The 26,931-nt window shown below is 40.4% G+C and carries 25 protein-coding genes and 1 pseudogene; 18 read left to right on the top strand and 8 right to left on the bottom strand.

The window, feature by feature from the left end:
* Window positions 1–131 precede the first annotated feature (131 nt).
* The 4 genes from V7K32_RS20920 to V7K32_RS20905 all read left to right on the top strand — a co-directional run bounded on the left by V7K32_RS20920 (window position 132) and on the right by V7K32_RS20905 (window position 2,936).
* Window positions 132–890: an ATP-binding cassette domain-containing protein gene (locus V7K32_RS20920; protein ID WP_334995710.1), complete on the top strand. Its 759-nt coding sequence runs from the start codon at window positions 132–134 to the stop codon at window positions 888–890.
* Window positions 887–1,519: an ABC transporter permease gene (locus V7K32_RS20915; protein ID WP_334995709.1), complete on the top strand. Its 633-nt coding sequence runs from the start codon at window positions 887–889 to the stop codon at window positions 1,517–1,519. The genes V7K32_RS20920 and V7K32_RS20915 overlap by 4 nt, the downstream gene beginning before the upstream one ends.
* Entirely contained in the window at window positions 1,519–2,421 is a 903-nt protein-coding gene (locus tag V7K32_RS20910) for a glycine betaine ABC transporter substrate-binding protein (protein WP_334995708.1), read from the top strand. The genes V7K32_RS20915 and V7K32_RS20910 overlap by 1 nt, the downstream gene beginning before the upstream one ends.
* Before the next feature lie 116 nt (window positions 2,422–2,537).
* Window positions 2,538–2,936 carry a nuclear transport factor 2 family protein gene (locus V7K32_RS20905; protein ID WP_334995707.1) on the top strand — a complete coding sequence of 133 codons (399 nt, stop codon included), beginning with the start codon at window positions 2,538–2,540 and terminating at the stop codon, window positions 2,934–2,936.
* Between the two features lie 42 nt (window positions 2,937–2,978).
* On the opposite strand, the gene V7K32_RS20900 is transcribed toward V7K32_RS20905, so the two are convergent.
* Window positions 2,979–3,608 carry a Uma2 family endonuclease gene (locus tag V7K32_RS20900; RefSeq protein ID WP_334995706.1) on the bottom strand — a complete coding sequence of 210 codons (630 nt, stop codon included), beginning with the start codon at window positions 3,606–3,608 and terminating at the stop codon, window positions 2,979–2,981.
* 73 nt (window positions 3,609–3,681) lie between these two features.
* The gene (locus V7K32_RS20895; protein WP_334995705.1) at window positions 3,682–4,413 is read right to left on the bottom strand and encodes a phytochelatin synthase family protein; all 732 of its coding nucleotides are present in this window, start codon (window positions 4,411–4,413) and stop codon (window positions 3,682–3,684) included.
* A 100-nt stretch (window positions 4,414–4,513) separates the two neighbouring features.
* On the opposite strand from V7K32_RS20895, the gene ggt reads away from it, so the two are divergent.
* A complete protein-coding gene (ggt, locus tag V7K32_RS20890) occupies window positions 4,514–6,325 on the top strand; it encodes a gamma-glutamyltransferase (RefSeq protein WP_334995704.1) in 1,812 nt (603 codons plus the stop codon).
* A 76-nt stretch (window positions 6,326–6,401) separates the two neighbouring features.
* On the opposite strand, the gene V7K32_RS20885 is transcribed toward ggt, so the two are convergent.
* Both V7K32_RS20885 and V7K32_RS20880 read right to left on the bottom strand, forming a co-directional pair.
* On the bottom strand, window positions 6,402–6,665 hold the full coding sequence (locus tag V7K32_RS20885) for a hypothetical protein (protein ID WP_334995703.1): 264 nt from the start codon (window positions 6,663–6,665) through the stop codon (window positions 6,402–6,404).
* 654 nt (window positions 6,666–7,319) lie between these two features.
* The gene (locus V7K32_RS20880) at window positions 7,320–7,916 is read right to left on the bottom strand and encodes a DUF1802 family protein (protein ID WP_334995702.1); all 597 of its coding nucleotides are present in this window, start codon (window positions 7,914–7,916) and stop codon (window positions 7,320–7,322) included.
* 83 nt (window positions 7,917–7,999) lie between these two features.
* Here V7K32_RS20880 and V7K32_RS20875 point away from each other — a divergent pair, with 83 nt between their 5' ends.
* Together V7K32_RS20875 and V7K32_RS20870 are read left to right on the top strand one after the other, a co-directional pair.
* Entirely contained in the window at window positions 8,000–8,959 is a 960-nt protein-coding gene (locus tag V7K32_RS20875; protein ID WP_334995701.1) for an aldo/keto reductase, read from the top strand.
* Window positions 8,960–9,542: 583 nt separating this feature from the next.
* A complete protein-coding gene (locus V7K32_RS20870; protein ID WP_334995700.1) occupies window positions 9,543–10,091 on the top strand; it encodes a 2'-5' RNA ligase family protein in 549 nt (182 codons plus the stop codon).
* Between the two features lie 32 nt (window positions 10,092–10,123).
* On the opposite strand, the gene V7K32_RS20865 is transcribed toward V7K32_RS20870, so the two are convergent.
* Complete coding sequence (locus V7K32_RS20865) at window positions 10,124–10,660, bottom strand: Uma2 family endonuclease (protein WP_334995699.1); 537 nt, start codon at window positions 10,658–10,660, stop codon at window positions 10,124–10,126.
* A gap of 441 nt (window positions 10,661–11,101) precedes the next feature.
* Between V7K32_RS20865 and V7K32_RS20860 the strand changes: the two genes are divergently transcribed.
* From V7K32_RS20860 to V7K32_RS20850, 3 genes are all read left to right on the top strand, one after another.
* Window positions 11,102–11,845, top strand: coding sequence for a peptidoglycan-binding domain-containing protein (locus V7K32_RS20860; protein WP_334995698.1), 744 nt, complete (start codon window positions 11,102–11,104; stop codon window positions 11,843–11,845).
* Window positions 11,846–12,178: 333 nt separating this feature from the next.
* A complete protein-coding gene (locus tag V7K32_RS20855) occupies window positions 12,179–13,366 on the top strand; it encodes a TRC40/GET3/ArsA family transport-energizing ATPase (protein ID WP_334995697.1) in 1,188 nt (395 codons plus the stop codon).
* A 226-nt stretch (window positions 13,367–13,592) separates the two neighbouring features.
* Window positions 13,593–16,895 (top strand): GAF domain-containing protein, encoded by a 3,303-nt coding sequence (locus V7K32_RS20850; protein WP_334995696.1) that lies wholly within the window; start codon window positions 13,593–13,595, stop codon window positions 16,893–16,895.
* A 53-nt stretch (window positions 16,896–16,948) separates the two neighbouring features.
* Here V7K32_RS20850 and V7K32_RS20845 read toward each other — a convergent pair whose 3' ends face one another.
* On the bottom strand, window positions 16,949–18,214 hold the full coding sequence (locus V7K32_RS20845; protein ID WP_334995695.1) for a tetratricopeptide repeat protein: 1,266 nt from the start codon (window positions 18,212–18,214) through the stop codon (window positions 16,949–16,951).
* Window positions 18,215–18,325: 111 nt separating this feature from the next.
* Here V7K32_RS20845 and V7K32_RS20840 point away from each other — a divergent pair.
* A pseudogene (locus V7K32_RS20840) lies at window positions 18,326–18,717 on the top strand (DUF711 family protein); the annotation flags it as partial.
* Here V7K32_RS20840 and V7K32_RS20835 read toward each other — a convergent pair.
* Entirely contained in the window at window positions 18,663–19,331 is a 669-nt protein-coding gene (locus V7K32_RS20835) for a 2OG-Fe dioxygenase family protein (RefSeq protein ID WP_334995694.1), read from the bottom strand. The pseudogene V7K32_RS20840 and the gene V7K32_RS20835 overlap by 55 nt on opposite strands.
* A gap of 611 nt (window positions 19,332–19,942) precedes the next feature.
* Between V7K32_RS20835 and sfsA the strand changes: the two genes are divergently transcribed.
* A complete protein-coding gene (sfsA, locus tag V7K32_RS20830; protein ID WP_334995693.1) occupies window positions 19,943–20,668 on the top strand; it encodes a DNA/RNA nuclease SfsA in 726 nt (241 codons plus the stop codon).
* Window positions 20,669–20,835: 167 nt separating this feature from the next.
* Here sfsA and V7K32_RS20825 read toward each other — a convergent pair whose 3' ends face one another.
* Window positions 20,836–21,237 (bottom strand): fasciclin domain-containing protein, encoded by a 402-nt coding sequence (locus tag V7K32_RS20825; RefSeq protein WP_334995692.1) that lies wholly within the window; start codon window positions 21,235–21,237, stop codon window positions 20,836–20,838.
* A 742-nt stretch (window positions 21,238–21,979) separates the two neighbouring features.
* Here V7K32_RS20825 and modA point away from each other — a divergent pair.
* The 6 genes from modA (at window position 21,980) to V7K32_RS20795 (ending at window position 26,890) form a co-directional block, all read left to right on the top strand.
* Entirely contained in the window at window positions 21,980–22,834 is an 855-nt protein-coding gene (modA, locus tag V7K32_RS20820) for a molybdate ABC transporter substrate-binding protein (protein WP_334995691.1), read from the top strand.
* Between the two features lie 66 nt (window positions 22,835–22,900).
* The gene (locus tag V7K32_RS20815) at window positions 22,901–23,653 is read left to right on the top strand and encodes a DUF642 domain-containing protein (RefSeq protein ID WP_334995690.1); all 753 of its coding nucleotides are present in this window, start codon (window positions 22,901–22,903) and stop codon (window positions 23,651–23,653) included.
* Between the two features lie 301 nt (window positions 23,654–23,954).
* Complete coding sequence (locus V7K32_RS20810; protein WP_334995689.1) at window positions 23,955–24,614, top strand: PEP-CTERM sorting domain-containing protein; 660 nt, start codon at window positions 23,955–23,957, stop codon at window positions 24,612–24,614.
* Between the two features lie 268 nt (window positions 24,615–24,882).
* Entirely contained in the window at window positions 24,883–25,293 is a 411-nt protein-coding gene (locus V7K32_RS20805; protein WP_334883076.1) for a 2TM domain-containing protein, read from the top strand.
* Between the two features lie 673 nt (window positions 25,294–25,966).
* Window positions 25,967–26,290, top strand: a complete 324-nt coding sequence (locus V7K32_RS20800; protein WP_322649270.1) for a phasin family protein — start codon at window positions 25,967–25,969, stop codon at window positions 26,288–26,290.
* 78 nt (window positions 26,291–26,368) lie between these two features.
* Window positions 26,369–26,890, top strand: a complete 522-nt coding sequence (locus V7K32_RS20795; protein ID WP_334995688.1) for an FKBP-type peptidyl-prolyl cis-trans isomerase — start codon at window positions 26,369–26,371, stop codon at window positions 26,888–26,890.
* Window positions 26,891–26,931 lie beyond the last annotated feature (41 nt).

The following is a 26,931-nucleotide window of genomic DNA, read 5'->3' as shown; positions in this document are numbered from 1 at the left end:
CCAAATTTGGGAGAAGGGGAGCCGGAAATAAGTCCCTCTCCCAAGATGGGAGAGGGATTTAGGGTGAGGGCAAAAACTACGGTTCTCAACATAGATGAGGTCTAATAGCTAGCGTCCACTAAAAGCCACTCATGCCGCAAAATAATCAAACCGCCGTCGAATTCCGCGATGTCACCTTTAGCCGCAATCATCGCCCATTGGTGTCAAATCTCAATTTCACCATCTCCCAAGGAGAAGCACTAGTATTACTTGGGCGCAGTGGTAGCGGCAAAACCACAACAATGAAGTTAATTAATCGCCTATTTACACCTACACAAGGCGAAGTGTTATTTGATGGTATTCCCACAACTGAATGGGATGAAATTAAACTGCGGCGAAAAATTGGTTACGTCATTCAAGAAATTGGTTTATTTCCCCATTTTACAGTTGAACGCAATGTAGGTTTAGTCCCGTCTTTGGAAGGTTGGCAACCGAAACAAATAAAAACGCGGGTTTATGAATTGTTGCAATTAGTGGGTTTAGAACCAGCACAATTCGCTGGGCGTTACCCGCACGAACTTTCGGGAGGACAAAGGCAAAGAATCGGTGTAGCCAGGGCTTTAGCAGCAGATCCGCCAGTGCTGTTGATGGATGAACCCTTTGGCGCACTCGATCCAATTACGCGCCTAGAACTGCAACAAGAGTTTCGGCATTTGCAGCAAGAATTAGGCAAGACAGTTGTGTTTGTCACCCACGATATTCAAGAAGCATTTGTATTGGCGTCGAGAATTGGTTTAATGTATGGGGGAGAATTGGTAGTATTGGAGGCTAAAGATGAATTTATGCGATCGCAACATCCAGAAAGCCTTGCCTTTCTCCAATGTCTGCGTTCCCTACAAGATACTTTATGAAAGATTTCTTCCTTGTTAAGTATGCCCCAGAAATTCTTCAGCATACTCTAGAACATTTATTTTTAGTAGGTATAGCAATTGGAATTGCTATACTTGTAGGCATTCCCTTAGGTATTTTAATTACACGCAAAACCTATCTCCGCCAACCAATTCTCGGTATAGCAAATATTCTTCAAACTATTCCTAGTTTGGCGCTGTTTGGCTTACTGATTCCTGTTCCTATAATTGGCGGAATTGGGGCAGTCCCAGCAATTGTTGCTCTGATTGTATATTCGTTGCTGCCGATAATTCGTAACACTTACACAGGTATTACTGGTGTAGATCCAGCTATAAGAGAAGCTGGGAGAGGCATGGGAATGACAGATAGACAATTGTTATTGCAAGTTGAGATTCCCTTAGCACTGGGAGTAATTTTGGCAGGGGTGCGAGTAGCAACGGTAATTGCTATTGGTATTGCAACTATTGCAGCAGCAATTGGTGCAGGTGGTTTGGGAGTATTTATTTTTCGCGGCATATCAGTAGTGAACGATCAATTAATTTTAGCTGGTGCAGTTCCGGCGGCGGCAATTGCATTACTGGCTGACTTTGCAATTGGCTGGTTAGAGAATAAATTAAAAATTAAAAGTTAATGAAAAGATTTTTAGCATTTTGCTTTTTAACTTTTGCTGTATTACTCTTAATCGCTGGCTGCACGCCGAATTCAAATAATAGTAGTGGTGGTAATATTATCGTTGCTTCCAAAGATTTTACCGAACAAGATATTTTAGGTGAACTGTTAGCACAACAAATTGAGGCGACAACTAATTTAAAAGTAGCTCGTCGTCCCCGTCTGGGTGGTTCTTTTGTTTGTCATAATGCTATTACTGCTGGTAAAATTGACGCATATATTGAGTATACAGGCACAGCTTTTACTGGAATTTTAAAACAAAAAGCAGTTAATAATCCAAAAGAAGTTTATGAAAAACTAAAACAAGCATACTCCCAGCAATTCAATCTGGAAGTAATGCCAAGCTTGGGTTTTGAAAACACTTTTGCGATGATTGTCCGGGGTGATGATGCCAAGCGCTACAATATTCAAACTCTCTCTGAAGCGACTCAATATACACCGCAGTGGCGCGGGGGTTTCGGTTACGAATTTTTAGAACGGGAAGATGGTTTTCCTGGATTAGCTAAAACTTATGATTTACGTTTTGCAAAACCACCCCAAATTATGGATTTGGGTTTAATATATCGTGCTTTGATTCAAAAACAAGTCGATATGGTAGCGGGTAATTCTACTGATGGGCAGATTTCTCGCTTGGGTTTAGTTGTCTTAAAAGATGATAAACATTATTTTCCACCTTACGAAACTGTACCAATTGTTCGGCAAGAAATATTAAAAAAATATCCCGAATTAAAAAATGCGATCGCTTCACTTGCTGGAAAGATTTCGGCAGATGAAATGCGGCACTTAAATTATTTAGTTGAGGGGGAATTACGTGATATTAAAGATGTTGTCCAGGAGTTTCGCAAATCGAAGGGATTAGGTTAATTTCAAGGATAGCCACATTAAGGTGTTATGGTGTTATACAGAATCATTCCGCCTATCTACCAGCTGCGGCATCTTATACGGAAGCGTTCTGGATAATAATTGTTAAGCGCTGCTGCATGTCCTTCACCACACCTCTTATGCCAGATAAATCTGCACCAGAAATTGAACTGATACGCGCGGCGTACGCTGCCTTCAACGCGCGAGATATTGACGCCGCCCTCGCCATAACGACTCCTGAGGTGGCTTGGCCGAAAGCGTTTGAAGGCGGTTATGTCCATGGACATCAAGCAGTCCGCGCTTACTGGACGAGGCAATGGTCCGGTATCAATCCGCACGTTGAGCCGATTTCCTTTCACCGGGAGGATTCCGGGCGTATTTTAGTCGATGTGCATCAGGTTGTGCGCGACCTAGCTGGAACAGTTCTTTCCGATCAGCACGTTGGTCATCGTTATACCATTGAGCATGGCTTGATTCAAACCATGGAAATCTGTCCACCTCCGTTGTCGGGACACTGAGCCTAACAAGGCACCGTAGTTTGCAGCGAGGGGGTGGGGTGTCTATTGCTGTTCACGCAAAAAGTTCTTTAACCACCTAATGACTTCACTTGTTGTTTGCTCATTGGCCATTTGGAGACATTGCTGTACAATTTCTCTGACGTTAGGAAAGTAGCTACTTTCTGTAAGCACATAACTTTCTGCTTGCAATCGATAAATTAATAATCGATTATTCTTTAATATCCAAACTTCTGGCACTCCATAAGGTAAGAAATCATTAACGTCAGTGTAACTTGTCACATCTATTTCAATTGCTAAATCTGGTGGTGGATCTGACTCCCAATCAATTCTTTTTTTGCCTACTACTGCTCTGCAATTTTCAATGTAAAAGCAAAAGTCTGGCTCAATACCACTAATTTCTGGCAAGCTCATCGTGATGGGCGTAAATGACTCGTATATGTGGTTTAAATGGTCAAGTAGAGCTATTACTATCAATGCCAACAAACTTGCATCTCTTCCATGCTCTGGTAGCGGTGCCATCAGTAAAATTTCTCCTCTGCGATATTTAATGCGAGGCGAGGAGCGATCGCCTAGTTGCTGACTCAATACTTGATAGTCTTTCCAATTTCCCAAAAGCTTCAACACCGCGCCAGGTGGTAACTTGATTCTTTCTGGTGTAATTACGGTATCCATATATTAGCTCGCATTATTTCCATCGAAGATAGGCGATCGCAGGATTCATCAATTTAATGAACAGATTGTTATATCAAGGGCTTTTGCTGACAAATACAAAGCCACGGCTCTTATTTACTGAGGCATCATTTGTGAGCATTGCTTTCCATAAATCTGCTGCTTTTACCCAGACTGGTGGATATTTGTAACGAGAAACATCAAGAATTAAAAACCTATCTGTTTGCTCATTATATGCTGCTAAAGGAGAAATATGCCCACCTATCTCTTGACCTATTTGTTTGCGTAAATAGTTTACTAAAACAAAGTTTTGTGGTTGTTTTAAATTTTCTGCTGCTTGTTTGCGGAACTGCTCTAAACTAGTGTCGGCAGCGTGGTAAACATTAACTTTAACGCCATAGCTGGCTAGTAATTGCCCTAACTGGTCTAAAGTCATACCTTGGCGAGACACAACTTCAGGACTTAGGACTTTTTTTGTATTATCATTACTAAAAAAGTTTTCTTGAGTAAATATTCGATATGGCTTGTACTGCGGTGCTTCTGGTGCTGGAATTTGTAAACTATTCAGTACCATAACCATACTTGCAACACCACAATATGCCTGATTATTTTGAGTGGTGAATTGCATACTCAGTGGAAAGAAGTCTTCGTTTGACTTACTCTGAACTAATAATTTTTCACCTTCAGGTGTATTAAAACCTACTAAGTTAGAGGGAAGTGGTAATGTTTGAGAGAGAACGCTTCCGCTAGAGATACATAAGCCAATAGTTAAAGCTTTGAAAAATGTTTTACTGATTTTTCGTAACATAGCATTTATAAGTACCGTAAAATTTTCAAATCAGATCATATCAAGAATCTCACATCAAGATGCTAAATAAGTATAAAATTTTAGGAGAAATGGGATAAAAATGCTTACTGTTACTAAACCCAAGCGAGTTGCAATCGCAATCTTTTCTTTGGGCGTCTTGCTTTACAGTCAAGTCGCCTCAGCTGCCTTAACTTTACCCCTACACAGCAAAAAGGGGATGGTGGTTTCGGCCAATCCCTTAGCTAGTGAAGCGGGAATTTCGATGTTACGCAAAGGTGGTAATGCAGTGGATGCAGCTGTAGCCACAACCTTTGCAATCTCAGTAGTTGAGCCTTTTTCAGCCGGAATCGGCGGCGGCGGATTTTTGCTGATGCACTCTGAGAAAACTGGCGAGATGAAAGCGCTAGATTTCCGCGAACGCGCACCCCTGAAAGCCACAAGAAATATGTATCTAGACGCAAAAGGAAAGGTGCGCCCCAATGCAAGTATTAATGGTTATTTAGCAGTAGGCACACCAGGAACGGTGGCAGGACTTTATGAACTGCATCGTCGCTATGGTAAGCTTTCTTGGCAAGAGGTAATGAAACCTGCGATCGCACTTGCTGCATCTGGCTTTGTCCTCAGTTCTCAAATAACTTGGCGTTCCCTCCCAGAGTACGAAAACCGCAAGCAAGTAATTCTCAACAATCCAGCCGCGCGGGAAATTTTCACTCGCAATAGTGAGTTTTATCAACCAGCAGAGAAGCTAGTGCAGCGTGATTTGGCACGCACTTTAACAGAAATTGCCCAAAATCCCCAAAGTTTTTACACCGGAAGTATTGCTCGGGCGATCGCTTCTGATATGCTAAAAAATGGTGGTTTAATTACTCTAGATGACCTCAAAGCCTATAAAGCAATCTGGCGGACTCCCGTTTGTGGAAATTTCCGCAAAGCTAAAATTTGCTCAATGCCACCACCTTCATCGGGAGGTGTTCATCTATTGCAGATTTTAAATATTATTGGTGACACTGATTTAAAATCTTTGGGATGGCATCATCCCGACGCTATACATTTAATGGTAGAAGCAATGAAGATTGCTTACGCCGATCGCTCAGAATATTTAGGCGATCCTGATTTTGTCAAAGTTCCTGTGCAACAACTGCTCAGTCCAGCTTATGCCAAAAAACGCCGTCAAGAAATTAATATGCAAGTGGCTAGACCTTCGACCGAGGTCAAGCCAGTAGATAAAGAGACACTACAACGTTTTAGTCAAGCTAATAATCAGAAATCGGGAGATAATATTATCCCATCATCGCTTCAGTCTCTACAAACGAACGCAAGTCGCCATGAATCTCTTGAAACCAGTCATCTTACGGTTGTGGATGAAGAACGCAACGCCGTAAGTCTGACTTTCACGATTAACCTTGGTTTTGGCGCTGGTGTCGTGACACCGGGAACTGGAATTGTCCTCAACAATGAGATGGATGATTTTGCTTCTGCGCCAGGAGTGGCGAATGCCTTTGGTTTAGTTGGTAACGATGCCAATGCGATCGCACCTCGTAAGACTCCTTTATCCAGCATGACTCCCACAATTGTCACAGAAAATGGTCATTTCCGCATGGCAGCAGGTGCGCCTGGCGGTAGCACTATCATTACCCAGGTTTTGCAAGTAATCCTAAATGTGCTGGAATATAACATGGATGTTGGGGCGGCTGTTTCTGTTCCACGCATACATCATCAATGGCTTCCAGATGAGTTGCGCGTCGAATCTTGGGGCTTAGATGCTCTCACTATCCAAGACTTACGCCGTCGGGGACACAAAATAAAGCAAACTAATCCTTGGGGTAATGGTAACGCGATCGCTGTTACATCTGATGGAACTCTAGAAGGGGCTGCTGATCCTCGCGGTGAAGGTTCCCCCAGAGGTTTGTGAGCGAGTGAGGGACTGAAAAGACGCAGAGACGCCAAAAATAACAAATGACCAATGACCAATGACCAATGACCAATGACTACTGATTTTGGGTCGTTGACTCTACGTAGCTGCTACTGCCAAACTCATTTGCTCGTGCGCTAGGTACTAGTGTCCAACCTGCTTTGAGAAGTTTTTGATAAGTTGCCCAACCTTTAGAACCACCTGGTATTTGATAATCTGGGATTGTAAAACCTCTAAAAGCTGTGTAAGGACGCCAAGGTTGATTAGGTTCTGTCTGCAAATACAAAATTTTCTCTCCGTTGCCACCAGACTTAGGTAACCAGCACATTTGTCGATGCATTACAAACTCCTTGTACTTTTAGCTAATCAATCATAATAACAGACTATTGTCAAGCTACTTATCACCCTTCGGGGTTACTTTTTTGCCTAATATTTTAGACAAGGTGTAATTAAGTTCTGTCCATTACAGGATAATTACTTAACAACTCAGAGCTTACAAGACATCTGCTAGAGGGACACGAAGATAAACAGCTTTGCCTCACCCGATAAATAGGGTGAGATTTTTCTAATCTTATCCGCGTTTTTTGGGTTTATGTGTAACAATAACTACTATTTTTGCTGAAGTTCGCAATTAAACTATTTGTTTTTCTGATTAAATACATAAAGCCTATTGCCGATGATTAAGCCGGAGATGGCGGTTGCGCCTAGTGTTCTGTCCCATTAATTTTGCAAAGCTGCGAGATACCCCGACTTCTTGAAGAAGTCGGGGAGCTAAGTAGGTAGGCAAGATAAAATCAAACTATGTAACGAAAAGTAAAATCTCTGTATTTGGCTCGTAGTTGCCCTTTAGCGAAGACAGCGCAACTACGAGCCAGTGATAATTATTTGCGCCCACTTACTTAAACACCACGAACCTCTGAAAACTTTTGGGACAGACGGCTAGTGCGCCTTTGCATTCAAAAAATTGGTCTTTGATAACCCGTAACTTGGGTTATTACAAAGATGGAGCATACAACTTATCGCCGATAATCTGGCGAATTGTCTCTACTATTTGAGTGTATGCAAAGTCAGATAAAACTGGTTTTGCTCCTTGCAAATGAATTGGTTGATCTAAATCAATCCATGACTTGCAACCGCCGTATTTAGGGTGGTAGGGAATTTCTTGTTGGGGTAGTTTATATGTCCGCAGGAGGAGAATATAAAGCGGCTGGCGTGGCTTCCATTTGAGGCGATCGCTAATAAAATGCTCGTTCCAAATATGGAAGGGAAGCAATGTGTTGACAATAGACTGATCGCTACAGGGCAAAATATCTGTAATTTCAGCCCAACTGCCGATGGGTACTTTCTCTGGATGCCAACCTGATGTTACTGGATAAACACGATTGGCATACTCAGCTTTCAGCATGAAAGCTTGTTGATGTTCATAAGTAGGATAAAGCAAAATTTGCTTGTGGGCAACTTGAAAATGTCCATTTCGTTCATGAATACCGCCTTTGCGGAGCAACATAATTGTTTCGCCACTTTCTAAGGCATTTACGGCAACTGCCCATTCTTTGAGAGCATGAAAAGTTGTAGTCAATTCCATCAGCATCTACTGTAACTCTGATTTAATTTCAAGTTAAGACCGATAAAGTGTAAAACTATCTAGGGGAATGAATTAGAAAGTAAGCAGTTATGGAAAAGCGATCGCTAGGTACAACTGAAGTGCAAATCACACCCATCCTTATGGGAACTTGGCAAGCTGGTAAAAGAATGTGGGTGGGAGTTGAGGACGCTGACTCGATTAAAACGATTCGAGCCGCTTATGAATCTGGGATCACGACAATTGATACTGCTGAAGCTTATGGTCAAGGACACTCTGAGCAAATTGTCGCTGAAGCTTTATCTGATGTACGCGATCGCGTGGAGTATGCCACGAAAGTTTTTGCTAACCATCTAAAGTATGAACAAATCATTGAAGCTTGCGAGGGTTCCCTAACCAACCTGAAAACTGATTACATTGATCTTTACCAAATACATTGGCCCTCCGGTGCTTTCAATAGTGAAATAGTACCTATTGAGGAAACTATGAGCGCTCTTAACCTGCTTAAGGAGCAAGGTAAAATTCGAGCTATTGGTGTTTCCAATTTTTCCCACGCCCAATTGGCAGAAGCAGCAAGTTATGGACGTATTGATAGTTTACAACCACCCTATTCTTTATTTTGGAGACAGGTAGAACAAGATGTATTGCCCTATTGTATCGAAAATAATATTTCTATCCTTGCTTATTCGTCTTTAGCACAGGGGTTGTTAACAGGTAAATTTGCCCAGGGTCATAAATTTGACCCAGCAGATAACCGTGCTAAAAATAAACTGTTTCAAGGCGAAAACTTTGAACGTGCTCAACAAGCGCTACAACAACTGCGTCCCATAGCCCTTTTTCATAATTGTACACTTGCTCAGTTAGCTTTAGCGTGGTTAATTGCTCAACCCCAAACAAATGCAATCGCCGGGGCGCGTTATCCCGAACAAGCATCAGACAACGCATTAGCTGCCCAAATTAAGCTTTCCGCCGACCAATTGGCAGAAATTGATGCCATTGGACGTATTGTCACCGACCATTTGGATAACAGTCCAATTATGTGGAATTGGTGACAATGTAGTTTAGTTAGCCATGCTTATCTATCCAAGATCCCTTTAATTCTCTTAAAAATAGGCCTGGGGATCAAATCTATGATTCTAGATTGCAAAATCTAACAAAACGTCAACTTTAGTAAACGAAGGGTTGCAACTCACAAACTAAGTGGTAAATTAAATAGTAGGACACCACACAAAAAACCAAATTAAAAGGGTAAATGACTTAGTGTCTCCTGTCATCAACCCAAGCAGATTTCAGCATATTAAATATAGAAGTGGTAAAAAGCCAAATGTAGAAGGCAAAGCCAAATCCTAAAGCGGAAAAACACAATAATGCTGAGTTTGTTCGTTGTTTAGTCAACCTTAGTTATTACCTTTCAATTACTTAATTAGTTTAACAATTTGAAACCTGTAAACTCCATAAAACCTGGTCAACCTCGACCAGGTTTTTGGTATTTTATCATCATTTCCCTCCGCCTCCAGACACGGTTTAGCCATCCGTATTTAATACCGATTACAGAAAGCTTAAATTTGCTCAGTTGAAGCTTTTGGTCTGCCTATGTGTTGATTGGCAATTGGTTGTAATTTGGAGATCAACTAAATGAGCCGTTTTTTTGTCGCCCTTCTACCACCACAAGACATTCAAGACTACGCCAACCAGATTAAGCAGTACTTCGCCGATCGCTATGATAGTAGTGCGGCGCTAAAGTCTCCGCCTCATATTACCCTGCAACCACCCTTTGAATGGGCAGATGATAACAAGACAGTCCTAGAAGCGTCCTTGAAGGAATTTGCTAGTAGACAACAGCCAGTAGCAATTACACTCAAGGGGTTTGATGCCTTTGTGCCTCGTGTCATATACATTAATGTAGCCATAAGTCAAGAACTTTTGACTTTGCAAGCTGATTTAATGGCTTATGCAGAAAGCAACTTGGGAATCGTTGACAAGGTTTCTAAAACTCGCTCTTTTGCTCCTCATATAACGGTTGCGTTTCGAGATTTAAAAAAGCACAACTTTAAAGCTGCTTGGCCAGAATTTGAAAAGCGTCAGTTGCATTTTGAGTTTACTGCCGACAAATTAACGCTACTGCTTCATGATGGTAAGCGCTGGAATATTAAATCGGAGTTTGGTTTTCTGAACAATGAGTAACGTCTAAAGTGTATGGTTACATTACTTTTACTTTAGCTTTGCCTGCGAGTCATAGCCATCACCGCGTTAACCATAAGCTTTGGCAAATCCCCCAAAGTTGGTAAAATGTCTTCTGCGGAACAAACTAGTGGCAGATCATCTCCAAGCCATACCCAAATCTGTTGGCGAGTTATATCTATTAGCCAAGCTAATTGCGTTCCGTTGCTGAGACAGTGAAGAATTTTGTTTTGCAAGTCTAGGGTGCTTTGGTCAGGAGAGCGAATTTCAATTAACCAGTCAGGCGCTCCCTCTAGAGGGCCATCTTTATCGTCAAGGCGATCGCAAGCTATAACAGAAATATCTGGTACTGGGGAGTAAGGAGGTACAATACAACGCAGTTCTTGCACGGCTTCAAACAGCAAGGTATGACGATTTATGTAATTCACTAAATTACGTTGTAGCCGCGAGTGAAAAAGGGTTGGCATTGGTTTTTCCAGCGCTTGGCCGTTAATTAACTCCCATGCGGGGGAAGCCTCAATGTTGGGTTGAGAGAGAAACTCGGCTAAAGGGGTCTTTGCAATTGACTTCATATTATGAGAGCATAGATTCTTGCTGCACTTTAATATTAAACTACTTCCAACTTAGTAATATATAGTAACTGCGAACCCTACAATCAATAAAGAGCGATCGCACTACTATCAAGTTTAAGACTCAGCAATATATGCTCCCCCACTAATTCTACAAGTGCGATCGCGCTACTTAAACTACCAAAATCGACGATCTTACGGGGTTATTGCTGTCTAATTTTGTCTTGAGCATTGTCCTTATAATGGCATGTAATATATGCGATCGCTATTTAGAACAACCTGAAGCGATCGCCCACCAACGCTAAACGTCTCAAGGTCACACATCGCTTAAAGTTTTGAACGCCTTGTAAATAAGACATGTTAGATTTATTTATTTCTACTTAGATAAGGTTTGTAAACCAAGATACATTAAATAGGAATTTAGTAGCAAAGGAACCAAAAAGTATGGCTGTTAGTAGCCCTGAAGTTATCCGTCATATATTGATTGGGCTGGGATATTTAGCTCCTGAAATAGACCCTAACCCGGATCTGACTAAATTTGCTCCCTGGAAGCGCAATAACAACTCTTTGACAGATGATCCTACTGAACAAGCGATTAAAAAGTTTCAAAAACAATACCCACAAAAACTTGTGGTTAATGGTAATGCTGATGCCCAAACTCGAAGTGTAATGGAAGATACAGTTATCGGACTTCAGAATAAATTGAAGTTTCACGGTTTTGCAACCAATGCCGAAATCCCAAAAGACTTGCCTTTTTATGGGCCAGCCACTTATACAGCAGTCAAGAAATTTCAGAAATCTCAGGGTTTAACTGAAAATGGCATTGCCACTATTGAACAGCGTCAAATTTTACAGCAACCTACTCTCACAAACAAGCCGCAGTCGCAGCCACAGTCACAGATTAAGCTGATAGATTTATTGACTCAATTCAAAAAGAATCCTCAAAATCCTTCTTACATCGCAGCCCTAAATAACTTGCAACAAAATCTCCCCAAGGACGTTTTGCACAAAGTTACTAATACATGGAGGGGGACTAACGATCAAAACCCTGAGATTGTCAAGCTGACGAATGTGTTCACTTATTATGATGACAACAATCAAAACCATCGTGATGCACTAACTCACTTACAAAGTCAGATCACCCCAGCTATCTATAAAGAATTTATTAATCTCTGGAATAAGAAGTAAGCTAACCGTCAACCGATTTTGGATTTTAAATTTTGGATTTTAAATTGACCCCCCCTACAAGGGGGAGCCACTGTGGTCTTCGCTCGTAGCCAAGATGAGCAAGTGGCCTTGGGGCCTAAACCGAAATAATCTAAAATCTAAAATTGGCAAAGTTAAGCTATATTCTAGCGTTGACACTAATGCTTGCTTAAGCCCTTAGCCAGAAAAAGGCCGCAATGACTGATGAACAACTCAAACTGTTCACCCCTCAACGGAGTGAAACAGCATTTATTTTCTTAAACAGTCGATAATGTAAATAAATGTAATAAAATCTTCAGCAGGACAAAAGCATATATGCGTGTAATTTTGATGACCGGGAAAGGCGGCGTGGGCAAAACTTCCGTTGCTGCTGCAACTGGACTGCGTTGTGCGGAACTAGGCTATCGGACATTGGTTTTAAGTACAGATCCCGCTCATTCCCTCGCAGACAGTTTTGACATGGAACTGGGACATGCACCCCAAACAATTCGCCCAAATCTCTGGGGTGCTGAACTGGATGCCCTGCAAGAACTCGAAGGAAACTGGGGTGCTGTGAAACGTTATATTACCCAAGTTTTACAGGCAAGGGGTTTAGACGGCATACAGGCAGAAGAATTGGCAATTTTACCAGGCATGGATGAGATTTTTGGCTTGGTAAGGATGAAACGCCATTACGATGAAGGTGAGTTTGATGTTTTAATTATCGACTCAGCCCCCACCGGCACTGCACTACGCTTACTGAGTTTACCTGAAGTCGGTGGCTGGTATATGCGCCGTTTTTACAAACCATTCCAAAACATCTCGGTAGCACTTCGCCCTCTGGTTGAACCTTTTTTTAGACCAATTGCTGGTTTTTCGCTACCAGATAAAGAGGTGATGGATGCACCTTATGAGTTTTATGAACAAATTGAAGCTCTGGAAAAAGTATTAACAGATAATACTCAAACCTCAGTCCGTCTGGTAACAAATCCCGAAAAGATGGTGATTAAAGAGTCTCTGCGGGCCCATGCTTATCTGAGTTTGTATAATGTTGCAACAGATTTAATTGTGGCAAATCGAATTATTCCAAGCGTTGTCCAAGATCCATTTTTCCAGCGTTGGAAGGAAAGCCAGGAACAATATCGCCAGGAAATTCATGATAATTTCCACCCTTTACCTGTAAAAGAAGTTCCACTATTTTCTGAGGAAATGTGCGGTTTAGCTGCCTTAGAACGCCTGAAAGAAACTCTTTATAAAGATGAAGATCCGACTCAGGTTTATTACAAAGAAACGACTATGAGAGTCGTACAAGAGCAAAACCAATACAGCTTAGAAATTTATTTACCTGGGATTCCCAAAAACCAAGTTCAACTGAGCAAAAATGGAGACGAATTAAACATTACGATTGGCAACCATCGTCGTAACTTAGTTTTACCGCAAGCCTTAGCAGCACTACAACCAGGAGGGGCAAAGATGGAAGATGACTATCTTAAAATTCGCTTTGCTGACAATATAAAAGTTTAATGCTGCTACGGTAATCTTCGACAAAAAGTGAAAACTAAAAAGCAAGAAAATATTCTTGTAGCTAATACAGACGCAATTTTTTAGCGTCTGTTTCTGTGAAACTGGGGTATTTTTTTAATGATTTGCCCGTAGTTTTACGGAAGACAAATTGATTAAATAAATTTCAAAATGACTTTAGATTTAATTATGTCACTTTGCAAATTATTAATTGATTTTGCTATAAGCAATGACTTCCAACCCCGAACAAGATTTGCCCTTATGTCGCCATGAAGAAAGTTTACTACGCCGCATTACAAACCGTATCCGGCGAAGCTTAGAGTTTGAAGAAATTATCACAGTGACAACGGCAGAAGTGCGATCGCTCCTAAAAACTGACCGAGTGATGATTTACAAATTTCATGCCGATGGCAGTGGTCAGGTGATTGCTGAGTCAATTTATAACAATCGTTTGCCGTCCCTACTGGGGCTGAATTTCCCTGCTGAGGATATTCCACTCAGCGCCCGTGAGCTATTTATAAAATCACGGGTGTGTTCTTTTGTCAATGTTGATACTCAACAGATTGGTCAAATTCATCTGCGTGACTTGGATAATGGAGAAACTATTTCAGAGGAAATCCGTTACCGCCCTGTAGACTCCTGCCATATTGAATATTTAACGGCAATGGGAGTAAAGTTCTCTTTAGTAGCGCCTATTCTCTATCAAGATCAACTTTGGGGACTACTGGTGTCTCATAATTGCCAAGGGCAGTTGATTTCAGAATATGACCTGGAAGCAGTACAAATGGTAGTTGAGCAACTGTCAGTAGCGATCGCTCAAAGTACCCTGCTCACTCAAGTCCGCAAAACTGGGGAACGGGAAGCGATCGTCAACCGCATTGCTACCCTACTACATTCATTACCAACAATTGTATTACAACCAGCTTTAGAAGCGGCTGTTGCTGCCTTTAATGGCGTTGGTGGACGGCTTTGCATTAGAAATGCACCTGTGGATTCCCACAATAGCAGGGTGACGAGCTTAACAGAATGCTTGATACCAGGAAATACTTGTATCAAGCTTTATATCTGTGGACAGCAACCTGTGATGCCACAAACTATATATCCACTAATAGAGCAATACAGTGTCTGGCAAGAACACCACAAGTCTACTAACTACGATGTTTGGGCGATTTTAGATATATATAATACTCCTGGTATGCGAAGTTTGCAACCTGCTTTTCAACCAACAAAAATTCGCAGCATGTTGATGATCCCACTTTTGTATCGTCAGCAGTTGCTGGGGTATTTAAGTATTTTCCGCAACGAAGTAGACACAGAAACCCTATGGGCGGGGCAGTATGAGTGCGATCAAAGGCAATTGTACCCCAGGCGATCGTTTGAGGCTTGGCGCGAATCTAAAAAAGCACAAGCTCAAAAATGGACGGTTGAAGAGATTGAACTGGCTAGAAACCTCGGTAAACATTTCGCTTCAGCAGTTCAGCAATATGAACTATACCAACAAGTGCAAACCTTCAATGAAAATTTAGAAAAACAAGTTAAAAGACGCACAGTTGAGTTACAACGGACAGCTGAACAAGAACAGGCTGTGTTTAAAGTTATTGCCGAGATTCGAGAATCTCTTGACACAGATACCATTTTTCAAACAACTACTAAAGAAGTTTGTCAATTAATCAAAGCCGATCGCGTTTGTGTTTATCGTTTCGATTCTAATTGGGGTGGCGAATTTGTCGGAGATTTTGAGGCTGCTAGTCCCTACTGGTCGAATGAGTCTGAACTAGGTGTTAATACAATTTGGAATGATAGCTACTTACAAGATACAAAGGGAGGACGCTACCGCAACAATGAAACATTTGCAGTCGATGACATCTACAAGATGGGGTTTGCTCAGTGTCATATCGGCAATTTAGAACAGTTTCAAATTCACGCTTTTGTGCTTGCTCCGATTTTTGTTGGGCAAAAACTTTGGGGTTTGTTAGCAACTTATCAACACACTGGGCCTCGGCAATGGAAAGCTTCTGAAGTTAACTTTATCAGTCAAATTGCGGCTCAAATGGGGGTAGCACTCCAGCAAGCTGATTTACTCACTCAGACACGACAACAGACGTTAATTTTGCAACAAGCAGCAGAACAACAACGGGTATTGTTTGAAGTTGTTGCGAAAGTTAGGGAATCTCTTGATCTAGATGCAATTTTTCAGACAACTACCCAAGAAATCTGTAAATCACTACAAGCGGATCGAGTTGCAGTCTATCGCTTTCAGGCTGATTGGAGTGGTGAATATATCGCCGAGTTTGTGGTTGATGGCTGGGTAAAGTTAGTAAGTGATACTAATACAGTTTGGCAAGATAGCTATTTGCAGGAAACCCAAGGTGGGCGATATCGTCATAATCAAACCTTTGCAGTTGAAGACATCTATCAAGCGGGTCACTCTGAGTGCCATATTGCGGTTCTAGAGCAAATTCAGGCGAGGGCTTATGCGATCGCACCCATATTTATCGGGCAACAGCTATGGGGCTTACTAGCAGCTTACCAGAACTCTGCACCGCGCCATTGGGAAGCTTCAGAAATTAAGTTCATCACTCAAATTGCCAATCAGCTTGGGGTTGCACTTCAACAAGCGCAATTGCATAATCAAACCAAAGAGCAGACCCAAAAGTTGACTCAAGCTCTGCATGATTTAAAGCAAACTCAAACCCAACTGATCCAAACTGAGAAAATGTCCTCACTGGGTCAACTAGTAGCTGGTATTGCTCACGAAATTAATAACCCGGTGAACTTCATTTATGGTAACATCAATCATGTCAACGATTACACCGAAGATTTACTCAGTATATTAGACCTCTATTTGCAAAATACTCCTAATACCAGTCCTGAGATACGCGATCGCGCCTTCGATATAGACTTAGAATTTCTGATTGAAGATTTGCCCAAAACTTTATCTTCGATGAAAATTGGAATCGATCGCATCCGGCAAATTGTCTTGAGTTTACGGAATTTCTCTCGTCTTGACCAGGCAGAAATGAAGCCAGTTAATATTCACGAGGGCATTGATAGCACTTTGCTAATTTTACAGCATCGGTTGAAAGCAAAACCAGAAAGTCCGGCGATTAAATTAGTCAAAGAGTACAGCAACCTTCCCTTAGTAGAGTGCTATGCTGGTCCACTGAATCAGGTATTTATGAATGTTATAAGTAATGCGATCGATGCTTTAGAAGAATACAGGGAATCTCAATCAAAACCTCATACCAGGCAAATTACTATTAGTACTGCTCTTGGAAAGCTTGAAGGCAATATTAAGAGCGTAGTAATTCGCATTCTAGACAATGGTCTAGGTATACCCGAAACCCTAAAAGCAAGAATCTGCGACCCATTTTTCACTACTAAGCCAGTGGGGAAAGGCACTGGCTTGGGGTTATCAATAAGTTATCAGATTGTCGTAGATAAACACAGTGGTGTGTTTAAATGTGATTCTGTGCCGGGGTTAGGTACAGAATTTTGGATTGAAATTCCGATTAAACAAATTATAAAATAGTAGGGAGTGAAGAATGGGGTTCTTTTATTATGGGTAATTTGGCGGACATGATATTATCTACCGCGATCGCGTTCTAAGTCATCAATCACTTTTTGCAAATACCAGTCGTCTGACATTCCCGGATGATAATCTTGCTTCTGCTGAATTAATCTTTCGGCAATTTCCCAATATCCGCCAACCATTCGCAAAAGTCGCTGACGTAGTACGTTATATTTTTGCTTTTTTGACTCTGGAATAAATTGTTGAATTTTTTCTAAGCTACTTAAGACTTGTTGATAATTTCCCCAGTCTTCTTGTTCACAAAAAATACTCGCCGCCCGTTGATAATCTTGCAGGGCATTTTGCATTTCTTCTATGCAAGTATAGGCAATGCCACGATTGTAGTAAGCTTGAGCATCATTTTTGTTTATTTGCAGCGCTTGGGTGTAGTCTTGAATTGCATCGAGATAATTACCCATTGTCCGATAGGCATTACCTCTGGCAATATATACTAAGGGATCTTTAGGTTGCATCTGGAGTGCTTGGTTGAGGTCTGCGATCGCACCTTGATGATCGCCCAATATAGAACGGGCTTTACCTCGGTTGCGATAGACAATAGCATCTTGAAAATTTAGTCGCAATGCTTGATTAAAATCTGCGATCGCTTCTCGATAATTCCCCATTTTGCAACGCACAACCCCACGACAGCAGTAAGCTTGGGCATCTTGTGGATCGGCTTTTAATACCCAGTTTAAATCGGCCAGTGCCTCTTGCGTATCTCCCTTTTCAGCCTTTTCTAATAATTGCGTAAAATATTCGTTTGTGGATATAGGCGCATTTGGAGAACGTGATTGCTCTACAACAGGTAATTCTTGGGGTTGTAGCTGTTTAATTTGTTCCAGACACAGACGACAATTGTCTTTATCCTGTTGTTCTAGATATAATTGTGCAGCTTTTTTAAAGCTAGCGATCGCATCTTGAATATAACCCTGTTTGCGCCGCACTATCCCCCGCAGATTATAAGCAGGAGCATAATTGAGATTGAAACGAATAGCGCGGTCAACATCTTCTAGCGCCCCCGGTAAATTTTTCAGCGCCACCCTAGCCAATCCACGACAATAATATGCCTCTACACTTTCAGGATTCAGCTTCAGGGCTTCGGTATAATCTGAAACAGCCTTAAGAATTGCTCCTGAATCATAATGTGCCAAACCCCGTTGCAAATAAGCTTCGGTAAAGTAAGGTGTCAGTTGTAAAGCATGGTTAAATTCTTCAATTGCTCCAGCGTAGTCTTTTCGCCTAGCCTTTTCCAATCCTTTATTGTACAATTCATCATTCATGGCGTTTGTTTGGTTGATTCAGTTAATTGAATTCCAGCACCCTTGTTTCGTAGTCTCTCCTATACACTCACCTTTAATATTTTAAGTATTAAGTGTGCCTTTGCTTCTCCTGTATTGAAAAATGTATCAATAATAATCTGTGGTTACTCTGGATTTATGCTTCCGGTTTGTGAAGATGTCGTGATTATGCAATTTAGATGTTTTTTAGCTTATAAGTCCTAATTCTATTCAAGAGTTTGTGGCTGTGGACTGGATACAGTTCCGATACCAGCTGATATAAAGATAGAAAAAATTGTAGCTTTATTAATTTATATGGCAATTTTAGCCATCAATTAGATAAACCACTATCAGCACGATTATCCCCAATTACAAATAAAAAAGCTGGGGAAATGACTACATTCAATTCCCCATATCTCTTAAATTGTAAAATATTTATAGTTAACTACAATTATCCTGAAAGTAAGCTAGGAGAAGTCAATACAAAAATATCCCAACTTCCTTGAGTGTCAGTTTGTGGTTTTATGTGATTGGCGAAATGGAAAAACTCATGGTCATTGACCAATAATAGTTCCCCCGGATTTAGAACTTTGCTAAACACAGGTTTTTCTTTTTTGGCAGTATACAGATGTGTTTCTCCACCTTGAATATTATTTCTACCTACTGAAAAGATGCCAATAAAATCAGTCCCATCTTGATGGATGCCTTCAGGCGCTGGATTACCCCAATTATCTGGCGAACAAATAATTCTAATTTGATGAACTCCGATTTCACCTTCAGGATGAAGTTTACAAGAATCACTAAATGCCAAGACAAGATTTATAAAACTATCAAGTTTTATCAGCGCATCATCTAATTCTGCAAACTCTCTTATTATGTCGCCCGCTAATGGATTATACTCTTTACTTTGAAAGAAGTAGCCATGAGGCAATTTGATTAACTCATTTCCGGAGACTGTGAACCGAGATAATCTTCTCTGACGATAGTTGCCTTTGATATAAGGGTCAATCGGCATATTACTAAAAAATGACTTGAAACCTTCTAGGTTTATCGAATTTACCTTTCTTAAAGTAAATAGAAAAGCATATTCTAATTCCGTTGCTGTACCCACTTTTTGCATAGGATTTACCTCCTTGCATCTTAAATTTCTCCCGGATTTTTCTTTATGGGAGGCTTATAACAACTAGTATATGCTACTTTTTATTAAAATATTGTAAAGATAACTACAAAGTTTTAAATTATATGATATAGAAAGTTACCTGAAATCTTGCACCAGTCTCAACAACCGCCTCAGAATGAATTCACCTCTCTTATAGCTAAAGTCTATCTATTGAAGACTGAACAAGGGTTTTAGCCCACTAAGCGTGGACTTTAGCTATCAGCCGAGAAATTTATTTCTGGCCGGGCGATGGTGTTAATCGAGAATGCTGCAAGATATCAGTTACTGAGTTTCTGTTATCGGGCAGAGTAGTTGCTGAAAAGATTTGCTCTTAAGAGGTAGGTGGGTAAGGAATCGACGTATATTTACTACCAGCAATAACCGACTTTCCGCACTTCATCGTGTAATATGCGTAGATTTCCCATAGGTGGAAAAAAATGGTTAAATCAACAACATAAATCGCCAATGGTATTCAATATTAATACTTAATAATTTGAACATTATTAGGAATTTTTATTGAAAAGATAGATAATACATTTTGAAGTGCGGAATGTGGGCAATAAGGTTTCATAATGATAGATTGGCTTTACCGTTACCCACCTTTATATTCGGGTATTCTGCTAAAACGCTACAAGCGGTTTTTTGCTGACGTTCAACTTACTTCTGGCGAAATAGTCACAGCACACTGTCCAAATACAGGGCCAATGACTGGAGTATCAACTCCCCAAAGTGCTGTACAGCTTTCCAAAAGTGATAATCTTAACCGCAAATTGGCTTACACTTTAGAACTAATTCAGGTACATGACAACGAGCCGACTTGGGTAGGCATAAATACTTTTTTGCCCAATCGGGTGGTAAAGCTAGCTTTGGCGAAACATCTTTTTCTAGAATTGGGGGGCTATAGCCAAATTAAGGGCGAGGTGCTTTATGGGTTAGATAAAAAAAGTCGAGTGGATTTTTTCTTGACGGGGAGTGATGAGGAACGCCCGATTTATTTAGAAGTGAAAAATACAACTTTGTCTGATAGCAGACTAGCCTTATTTCCTGACACGGAGACTACAAGAGGACAAAAACATTTGCGAGAACTAATGGCATTGCTACCTCTAACTCGTGCGGTGATGCTTTACTTTATCAATCGTGGTGATTGTACAGAGTTCTCCCCTGGCGATCGCACAGATCCTGTATATGGTAAATTATTGCGAGATGCGATCGCTCTCGGTTTAGAGGTCTTACCTTGCCGTTTTGATATTTCCCCCGAAGGTATCCGTTATTTGGGTTTGGCGAAACTAAAAATTTGATTACACCTAATTAAATCTAAACGCATAAAACAACAAATCCATCTAGACAGTATCTAGATGGATTTATTGGTAGTTGGTGTTTACTAAAAAACATTCAACCAGACTGTAATTGAGAAACGACTATAGGCAGTCGCACCAGAAATAGCATTAGCTATTCTGACGTTTCCTTATGCAGGAATCAAAACGGTGTCAATTACGTGGATGACACCGTTATCAGCAGCAACATCTGGTGTTGCAACTGTTGCATCATTGATTTTAACGCCATTAGAAGCGTCAATTTTTACATCTGAACCTTCAACTGTTTTAGCTGTCTTCAGCTTAACTACATCAGCAGCTAGTACCTTGCCTGATACAACATGATAGGTCAAGATTTTCTTCAGCTTGGGAATATCTTTGAGTAATGCGTCTACTGTACCTGCTGGAAGCTTATTAAATGCTTCATCAGTAGGTGCGAAGACGGTAAATGGTCCAGGGCCTTTCAGTGTATCTACTAGACCAGCTGCTTGGATTGCTGCAACTAATGTTGTGAAAGAGCCATTATTAGCGGCGGTGTCAACTATATTGGCCATGTGCTTTACCTAGTTCTGTGTAACTTGTTACAAATCTAAACTATTTATTTCATAAAATCTATCTATCGTTAGACGTATGTAAAATAAAATTATTTATTGATACCATAAAAAATTATCTATATTTTTATATAAGTAGAGAATCATATATACATTGTCTGGGCGGATTAGTTATGGGCGCTCTTGGATGCATCGCCTCTTTTTCTATACAACTGTAGGAGCGATCGCTCTTCACTAGTATCAACATTGCACTCACTTTACCAAAAAAGTTAGTTAAATCGATAGTTAAAAGTATTTAGTTGGTATAAATAGGGTTTTAGCTATTCTAGGAACTATATGGTAATTTTATAGTAAAACCTTTGCTATATAAGGATTTTAGAGCTTTTTAAAAATTTAGATGCGCTTGGTATAGCTCATTGTCAGGATTTGTTAACCAAAAATGTTGGTATTGTGCAGATTTAACTGATATTATTTCATCACTAAATACATTTCACTTGCTGTTTATGTAATTCTAGTTGGAAATAATAAACGGTCTATCACACCAATGCTTGCAGTAATTGTGATTGGCTGTTTATTTACAGAATTTATTATGCGTAGGACTTACGTATAAACCCTCTCTAACTCCCATTTCTTTATATCCTCTGCCTCTGCCATCTGTGTAGTTGCTTTTTCGGTTGCCTGTGCATAAGTCAGGTATGTCAACAATGAGACTTTTAGGTAATAATTTCCCCAAACTATGACTTTTATGAACAGAAGAAGACTGATTGGTTGGATTGCTACGGCAGTTACCAGCATGATGCTAGTAATAGGTTGGCAGTTTGTCAATTTATCACCAGCCCAATCTGTAACCACACTTAACGTATATGCGGCTGTCAGCTTAACAAACGCGCTGAATGCCATCAAGACTCAGTACCAAAATGCTAACCCAAGCGTCAATGTGATTTATACATTTGGTGCTTCTGGTACCTTGTTAAGCCAAATACAAGCAGGAGCACCAGCAGATATTTTCATTTCTGCTGCCACGGACCAAATAAATGTCTTGCAGAATTCAAGCCCAAGTAAATTGGTAGCAGGTAGCCGTAAGAACATTGTTAAAAACAGTCTAGTTTTGATTAAACCTACGACACCTCCTGTTAGTGCTGGTAGTGCTGGTCTCCCTAGCATCAATGGTTTGACCAACGCCAACATTACTGGCATTGCTATAGGTGACTACACAGGTACTCCTCCAGTTGTGCCAGCAGGAAATTATGCCAAACAAGTTCTCACTAGCCGAGGTATTTTCAATAACATAACTTCTAAATTATACCTTGGCAGCAATGTACGTACTGTCTTAACTGCTGTTGAGAATAAAACTCTTCAAGTTAACGGTGTAAATAAAACTATTGATGCAGGTTTTGTTTATAAAACTGATGCTCTCATTTCTAACAAGGTAAAAGTCGTAGAAACCGCCTTACCATCAGAGAGCAATCCGATTGTCTACCCGCTAAGTATCCTCACCAGAACTACAGTTCTCTCGGCGGCACAGAGTTTTTCTAGCTACTTAAGTGGTACTACAGCTCAGGCTATCTTCAAAAATAATTATGGCTTTGCCCTGCCTTAATTACCACAAAGTAAATCAATTAAGTACTCGTTGTCGTGAATTTTGAACTATTTGGAGTAATGTTTCGTGAAGTTCACTAAAAAACTCTCAATTATTGTTTGTAGTTTGACCACCGCCTTTCTTCATACTGCTGTGATTACCAATACTTATAAATCGGTAGCACAAGCGCAAGGACAAGAGCTAATTATCAACGGGGGATTTGAAAACGATTCTCTTGTAGATCCTAATAATCCCAAGACTCCAAATCCTAATATTATCGGATGGACTAAATCTGGCGATCCGATAGATACATCAGGTATTAGAATTAGTAACTTTCCTAATACTGGTAATCAAGGTTTATCACTTGGTGCATTTTCAGGGATTAGCTACATATCACAGACTATCCGTACAGTTCCTGGTAAACACTACCAACTTACTTACTATTTAGCATCGACAGAGGAAGCACCTGACCTGAAGAATAAATTTAAGGTTTTTATAGGTGGAAAGAAGGTTGATGTTAAAAACAATACTCCTTTTCAAGCTTATACAAAATCCACGTTAGATTTTAAAGCAAAAGGAAGATCCACAGAGATAAAATTTGGTTCCAAAGCCAAGTATGCGTTTTTATATTTGGATGATGTGAGTGTGAAAGCGACACCTGAACATCAAGGAAAAAATTATGGAGATTCAGGGGTAGGAGATTTCCAAGAAGTAAATTATCCATCTTGTGGAATGGGCATCTTGTCCGCCCTAAATCTGGAACAGGTGGAGATACTCATCCCACAAGAAAATTTGGGATGTTTTTTTATTCCGAAGTCCCTAGATGACGGTGATGAATAAACCATCGGTAGAAGCCTCTCAAGTTTAAATTGATAGTTAAGCAATTTCGTAGTGAGTTAGCGCAGTCTTGGGGGTTTCCCCCATGAGCGACTAACGAACCCGTTGGGTAAAGACTAAAACCCTTGTTTGATAAGCACTAAAGTGCTTACTACAAAGTTTTAAAAGTAGCTTAACAAAGTAGTAAAAAACCAAACAATGTCTGTCTCAATAAGTTTTATTGACAAGTACTTAGAGCCAGCATGAATGTAACTATCAACTTGTTTTAATTGTCAGAATTTAGAATTATTTGGAGTCAAGTTTCATGAAGTTAACTAAAAAACTCTCAATTATTGTTTTTAGTGTTACCACTACCTTAATTAGCACTGCTGTGATTACCAATACTTATAATACAGCAGCACAAGCGGCAGAACTTGTTCAAAACGGAAGTTTTGAACTCGATCCCCTCGTAGATTCTAACAATCCCAACCTGACAAATCCTAATGTTACAGACTGGATTAAATCTGGCGATTCGATGGATGCATCAGGGATTAGAATTAACAATTTTCCTCAGCATGATAATGGTAATCAAGGTTTATCGATTGGTTCATTTTTAAATCCTGCTTACATATCCCAGAATTTGGCTACAACTATCGGTAGTAACTATAATCTCAGTTTCTTTTTAGGAACAGATGAAGATAGCAGTCAAGTTGATAACATATTTCAGGCATTTGTCGATGGAAATAAAGTTTTTGATAAAATAAATACTATAAATATTGCTGGAGTTCCCTTTACACAATATGACTTGAATTTTTTGGCGACACAATCATCTACAGAGTTAAAGTTGGGTGGTAGAGCTAGCTATGGTTTTTTATACTTGGATAATGTGAGTGTAAAACCTGTGCCTGAGCCATCGAATATTGGAGGAATAGCAGTTGCTGTATCCATAGGAATTTGGCTGAAGAAAAAGAAGGCAATTAGCTAGAAAGAGATGGACTAGGATTCAACTTTTACATAATGTTTGGCTTAATACCGTAATAGCGATCGCTGTTACGGTATCTTCATAAAAGCGATATAGAGGTATTGACAAATACAGTAGCTATAAATTGATTGTGAGAAAATAACAAGGGTGTAAATTTAACTAAGTATGGGTGCAAAATGTAGAGGTTTTCGCTAACTGAATTGAACGAAACCTATCGAAAACCTTGTGAAATCAAAGGCGCATTTACACACAAACTTATAAGGTAATTAAAATGACTTACGATTCAGAAGATGTACAAAAAATCCTTCAAATAGCACTTGCTCGTAAACAGGAAGGTGGATTTTCACGAGAACAGCTTATAGAAATGGCATCTGAGTTAGGGATCTCTTCTGATATTTTGGAAAAAACTGAAAAAAAGTGGTTAGCTCAAGAAGAAGAGGAACGTTTGCGACGCACATTTAATACTTTCCGACGCAGAAGCTTTAGAGCACACTTGGTTAGCTTCATAGCAGTGAATTTATTCCTGATTATTTTGAATTTAATAACTAGTCCTAGTTATTTTTGGGCTATCTTTCCCCTATTAGGATGGGGGTTAGGACTATTTTTTCATTGGTGGAGTGTTTATCAGAGTAAATCAGAGGATTACGAGATAGCCTTTCAGAATTGGCGTGCAAAAATTTAACTCTTCCCTACTTTGAAGAATGGAGATGCCAAGAAGATGCTTTAAGTTTTAAAAGCAAATGTAGGGCAATTCATGAATTGCCCCTACGGAAAATTAAGGCTTTCACTGCCTTTTTGCGTAAGTCCTAAGATTCCTATAATTTTTTGGGGCGATCGCTTTACTAATCATGGTGGCAAAAGTTTGCCTATTGTTAAGCCCCTTCTTTACGAGTTGAAAGTAATTTTTCACCTATAAATGGGGAAATTTCCGTACTTGATACTTTGCTAACTCCACTATTGGATAAAATTCTCTCAGTGCTTGGATGAATTTATCTTCACTATTGGGCAAATCTCCTTGGGGTAAGGCTTTCCACTGCTCCAGTGTTGCTCAACAAATGATGAGGATAACTTCTGTGTGGTCATTGAGGCTGATTTAAACCTCTTTAGCAAGAAATCTAGGATATTCAGCCAGGGCTATTATCCAAATTTGTGCGTCCTTCTGGATAAAATTTTCCCTTAAATGCAGAGCAACCTTAAACTTGAGTTGTTCTATAAGCAAACCCTGCGATCTCTGTGTTTGCTAATTTGCCAAAATAGAGATGTAGGCTAGAATAACCACGCTTTTAGCATAGCTTGATTGCTTATACTCAGGAGCAAGGATCGGCTGGTTTGAAATAAGTTAAGAGGAAGGGAGTATGGACAGCAACAACTGGTTGCAACAGCTTATGATGGTGGGTCTTGGCACAACGTCTTTAGTAGCAGAAAAACTGCGCCAAGTCAGCGATGATTTAGTTAAAGACGGTAAGCTCAATCCTGAGCAAGCCAAGGCAGTTATAGATGATATTGCCCAGCAGCTAAAGTCAGAGCAGGGAAACCTCGATGTCCAAATGCAACGGCAAATGCGAAATATGATGCAAGATTTGGGGGTAGCTCGCCAGTCGGAAGTGGACGAACTGCGCGGTAGAATTGACCGTTTAGAGCGTCAATTGCGGGATTTAGAAAATAAGCTTTGGCGTTAAGATGTCCTTTCTGATTTAAACTAATTATGTCCTGTTGGTAATGTTTTTGCCAGGATACCTAAGTAAGGAGAACTGATTTTGAAACCAATTTTCCTCAGCGTGGCGTTCATGCTGGTGTGTGTTGTGCTTTTGGCTGTAGGGCAAGTAGGCAGTAAACAGAATACTGCCATTGCTGCCGAGTTAACTCAAATGCCGCCAGGATCTACAACTGTAACTGAAAATAATACTCTAATTGCGAGCAATCCTATGCCTGATGCTAATGCCGTAACTACCCCCTCTGGATTAAAGTATGTCGAGTTAAAAGAGGGGACTGGGGCGACTCCTCAACCTGGACAAACGGTTGAAGTTCACTATGTCGGTACTTTAGAAGATGGTACTAAGTTTGATAGTTCACGCGATCGCGGCCAACCCTTCAGCTTTAAAATTGGCGTTGGACAGGTAATCAAAGGTTGGGACGAAGGACTTAGCACCATGAAAGTAGGCGGTCGTCGTCAGTTAATCATCCCCCCAGAGTTAGGTTATGGCTCTCGTGGTGCTGGTAATGTCATTCCGGCTAACGCCACTCTGCTATTTGATGTGGAATTGCTCGGAGTTAAGTAGAAACTAGGGAATTGGGAATTGGTTTCTCCCAGTCCCACTTC

The sequence above is a fragment of the Nostoc sp. genome (assembly GCF_036917635.1).
GTDB lineage: Bacteria > Cyanobacteriota > Cyanobacteriia > Cyanobacteriales > Nostocaceae > Nostoc.
The sequence above is the reverse complement of the archived record's forward strand: the minus strand, read 5'-3'. Positions and strand labels throughout refer to the sequence as shown.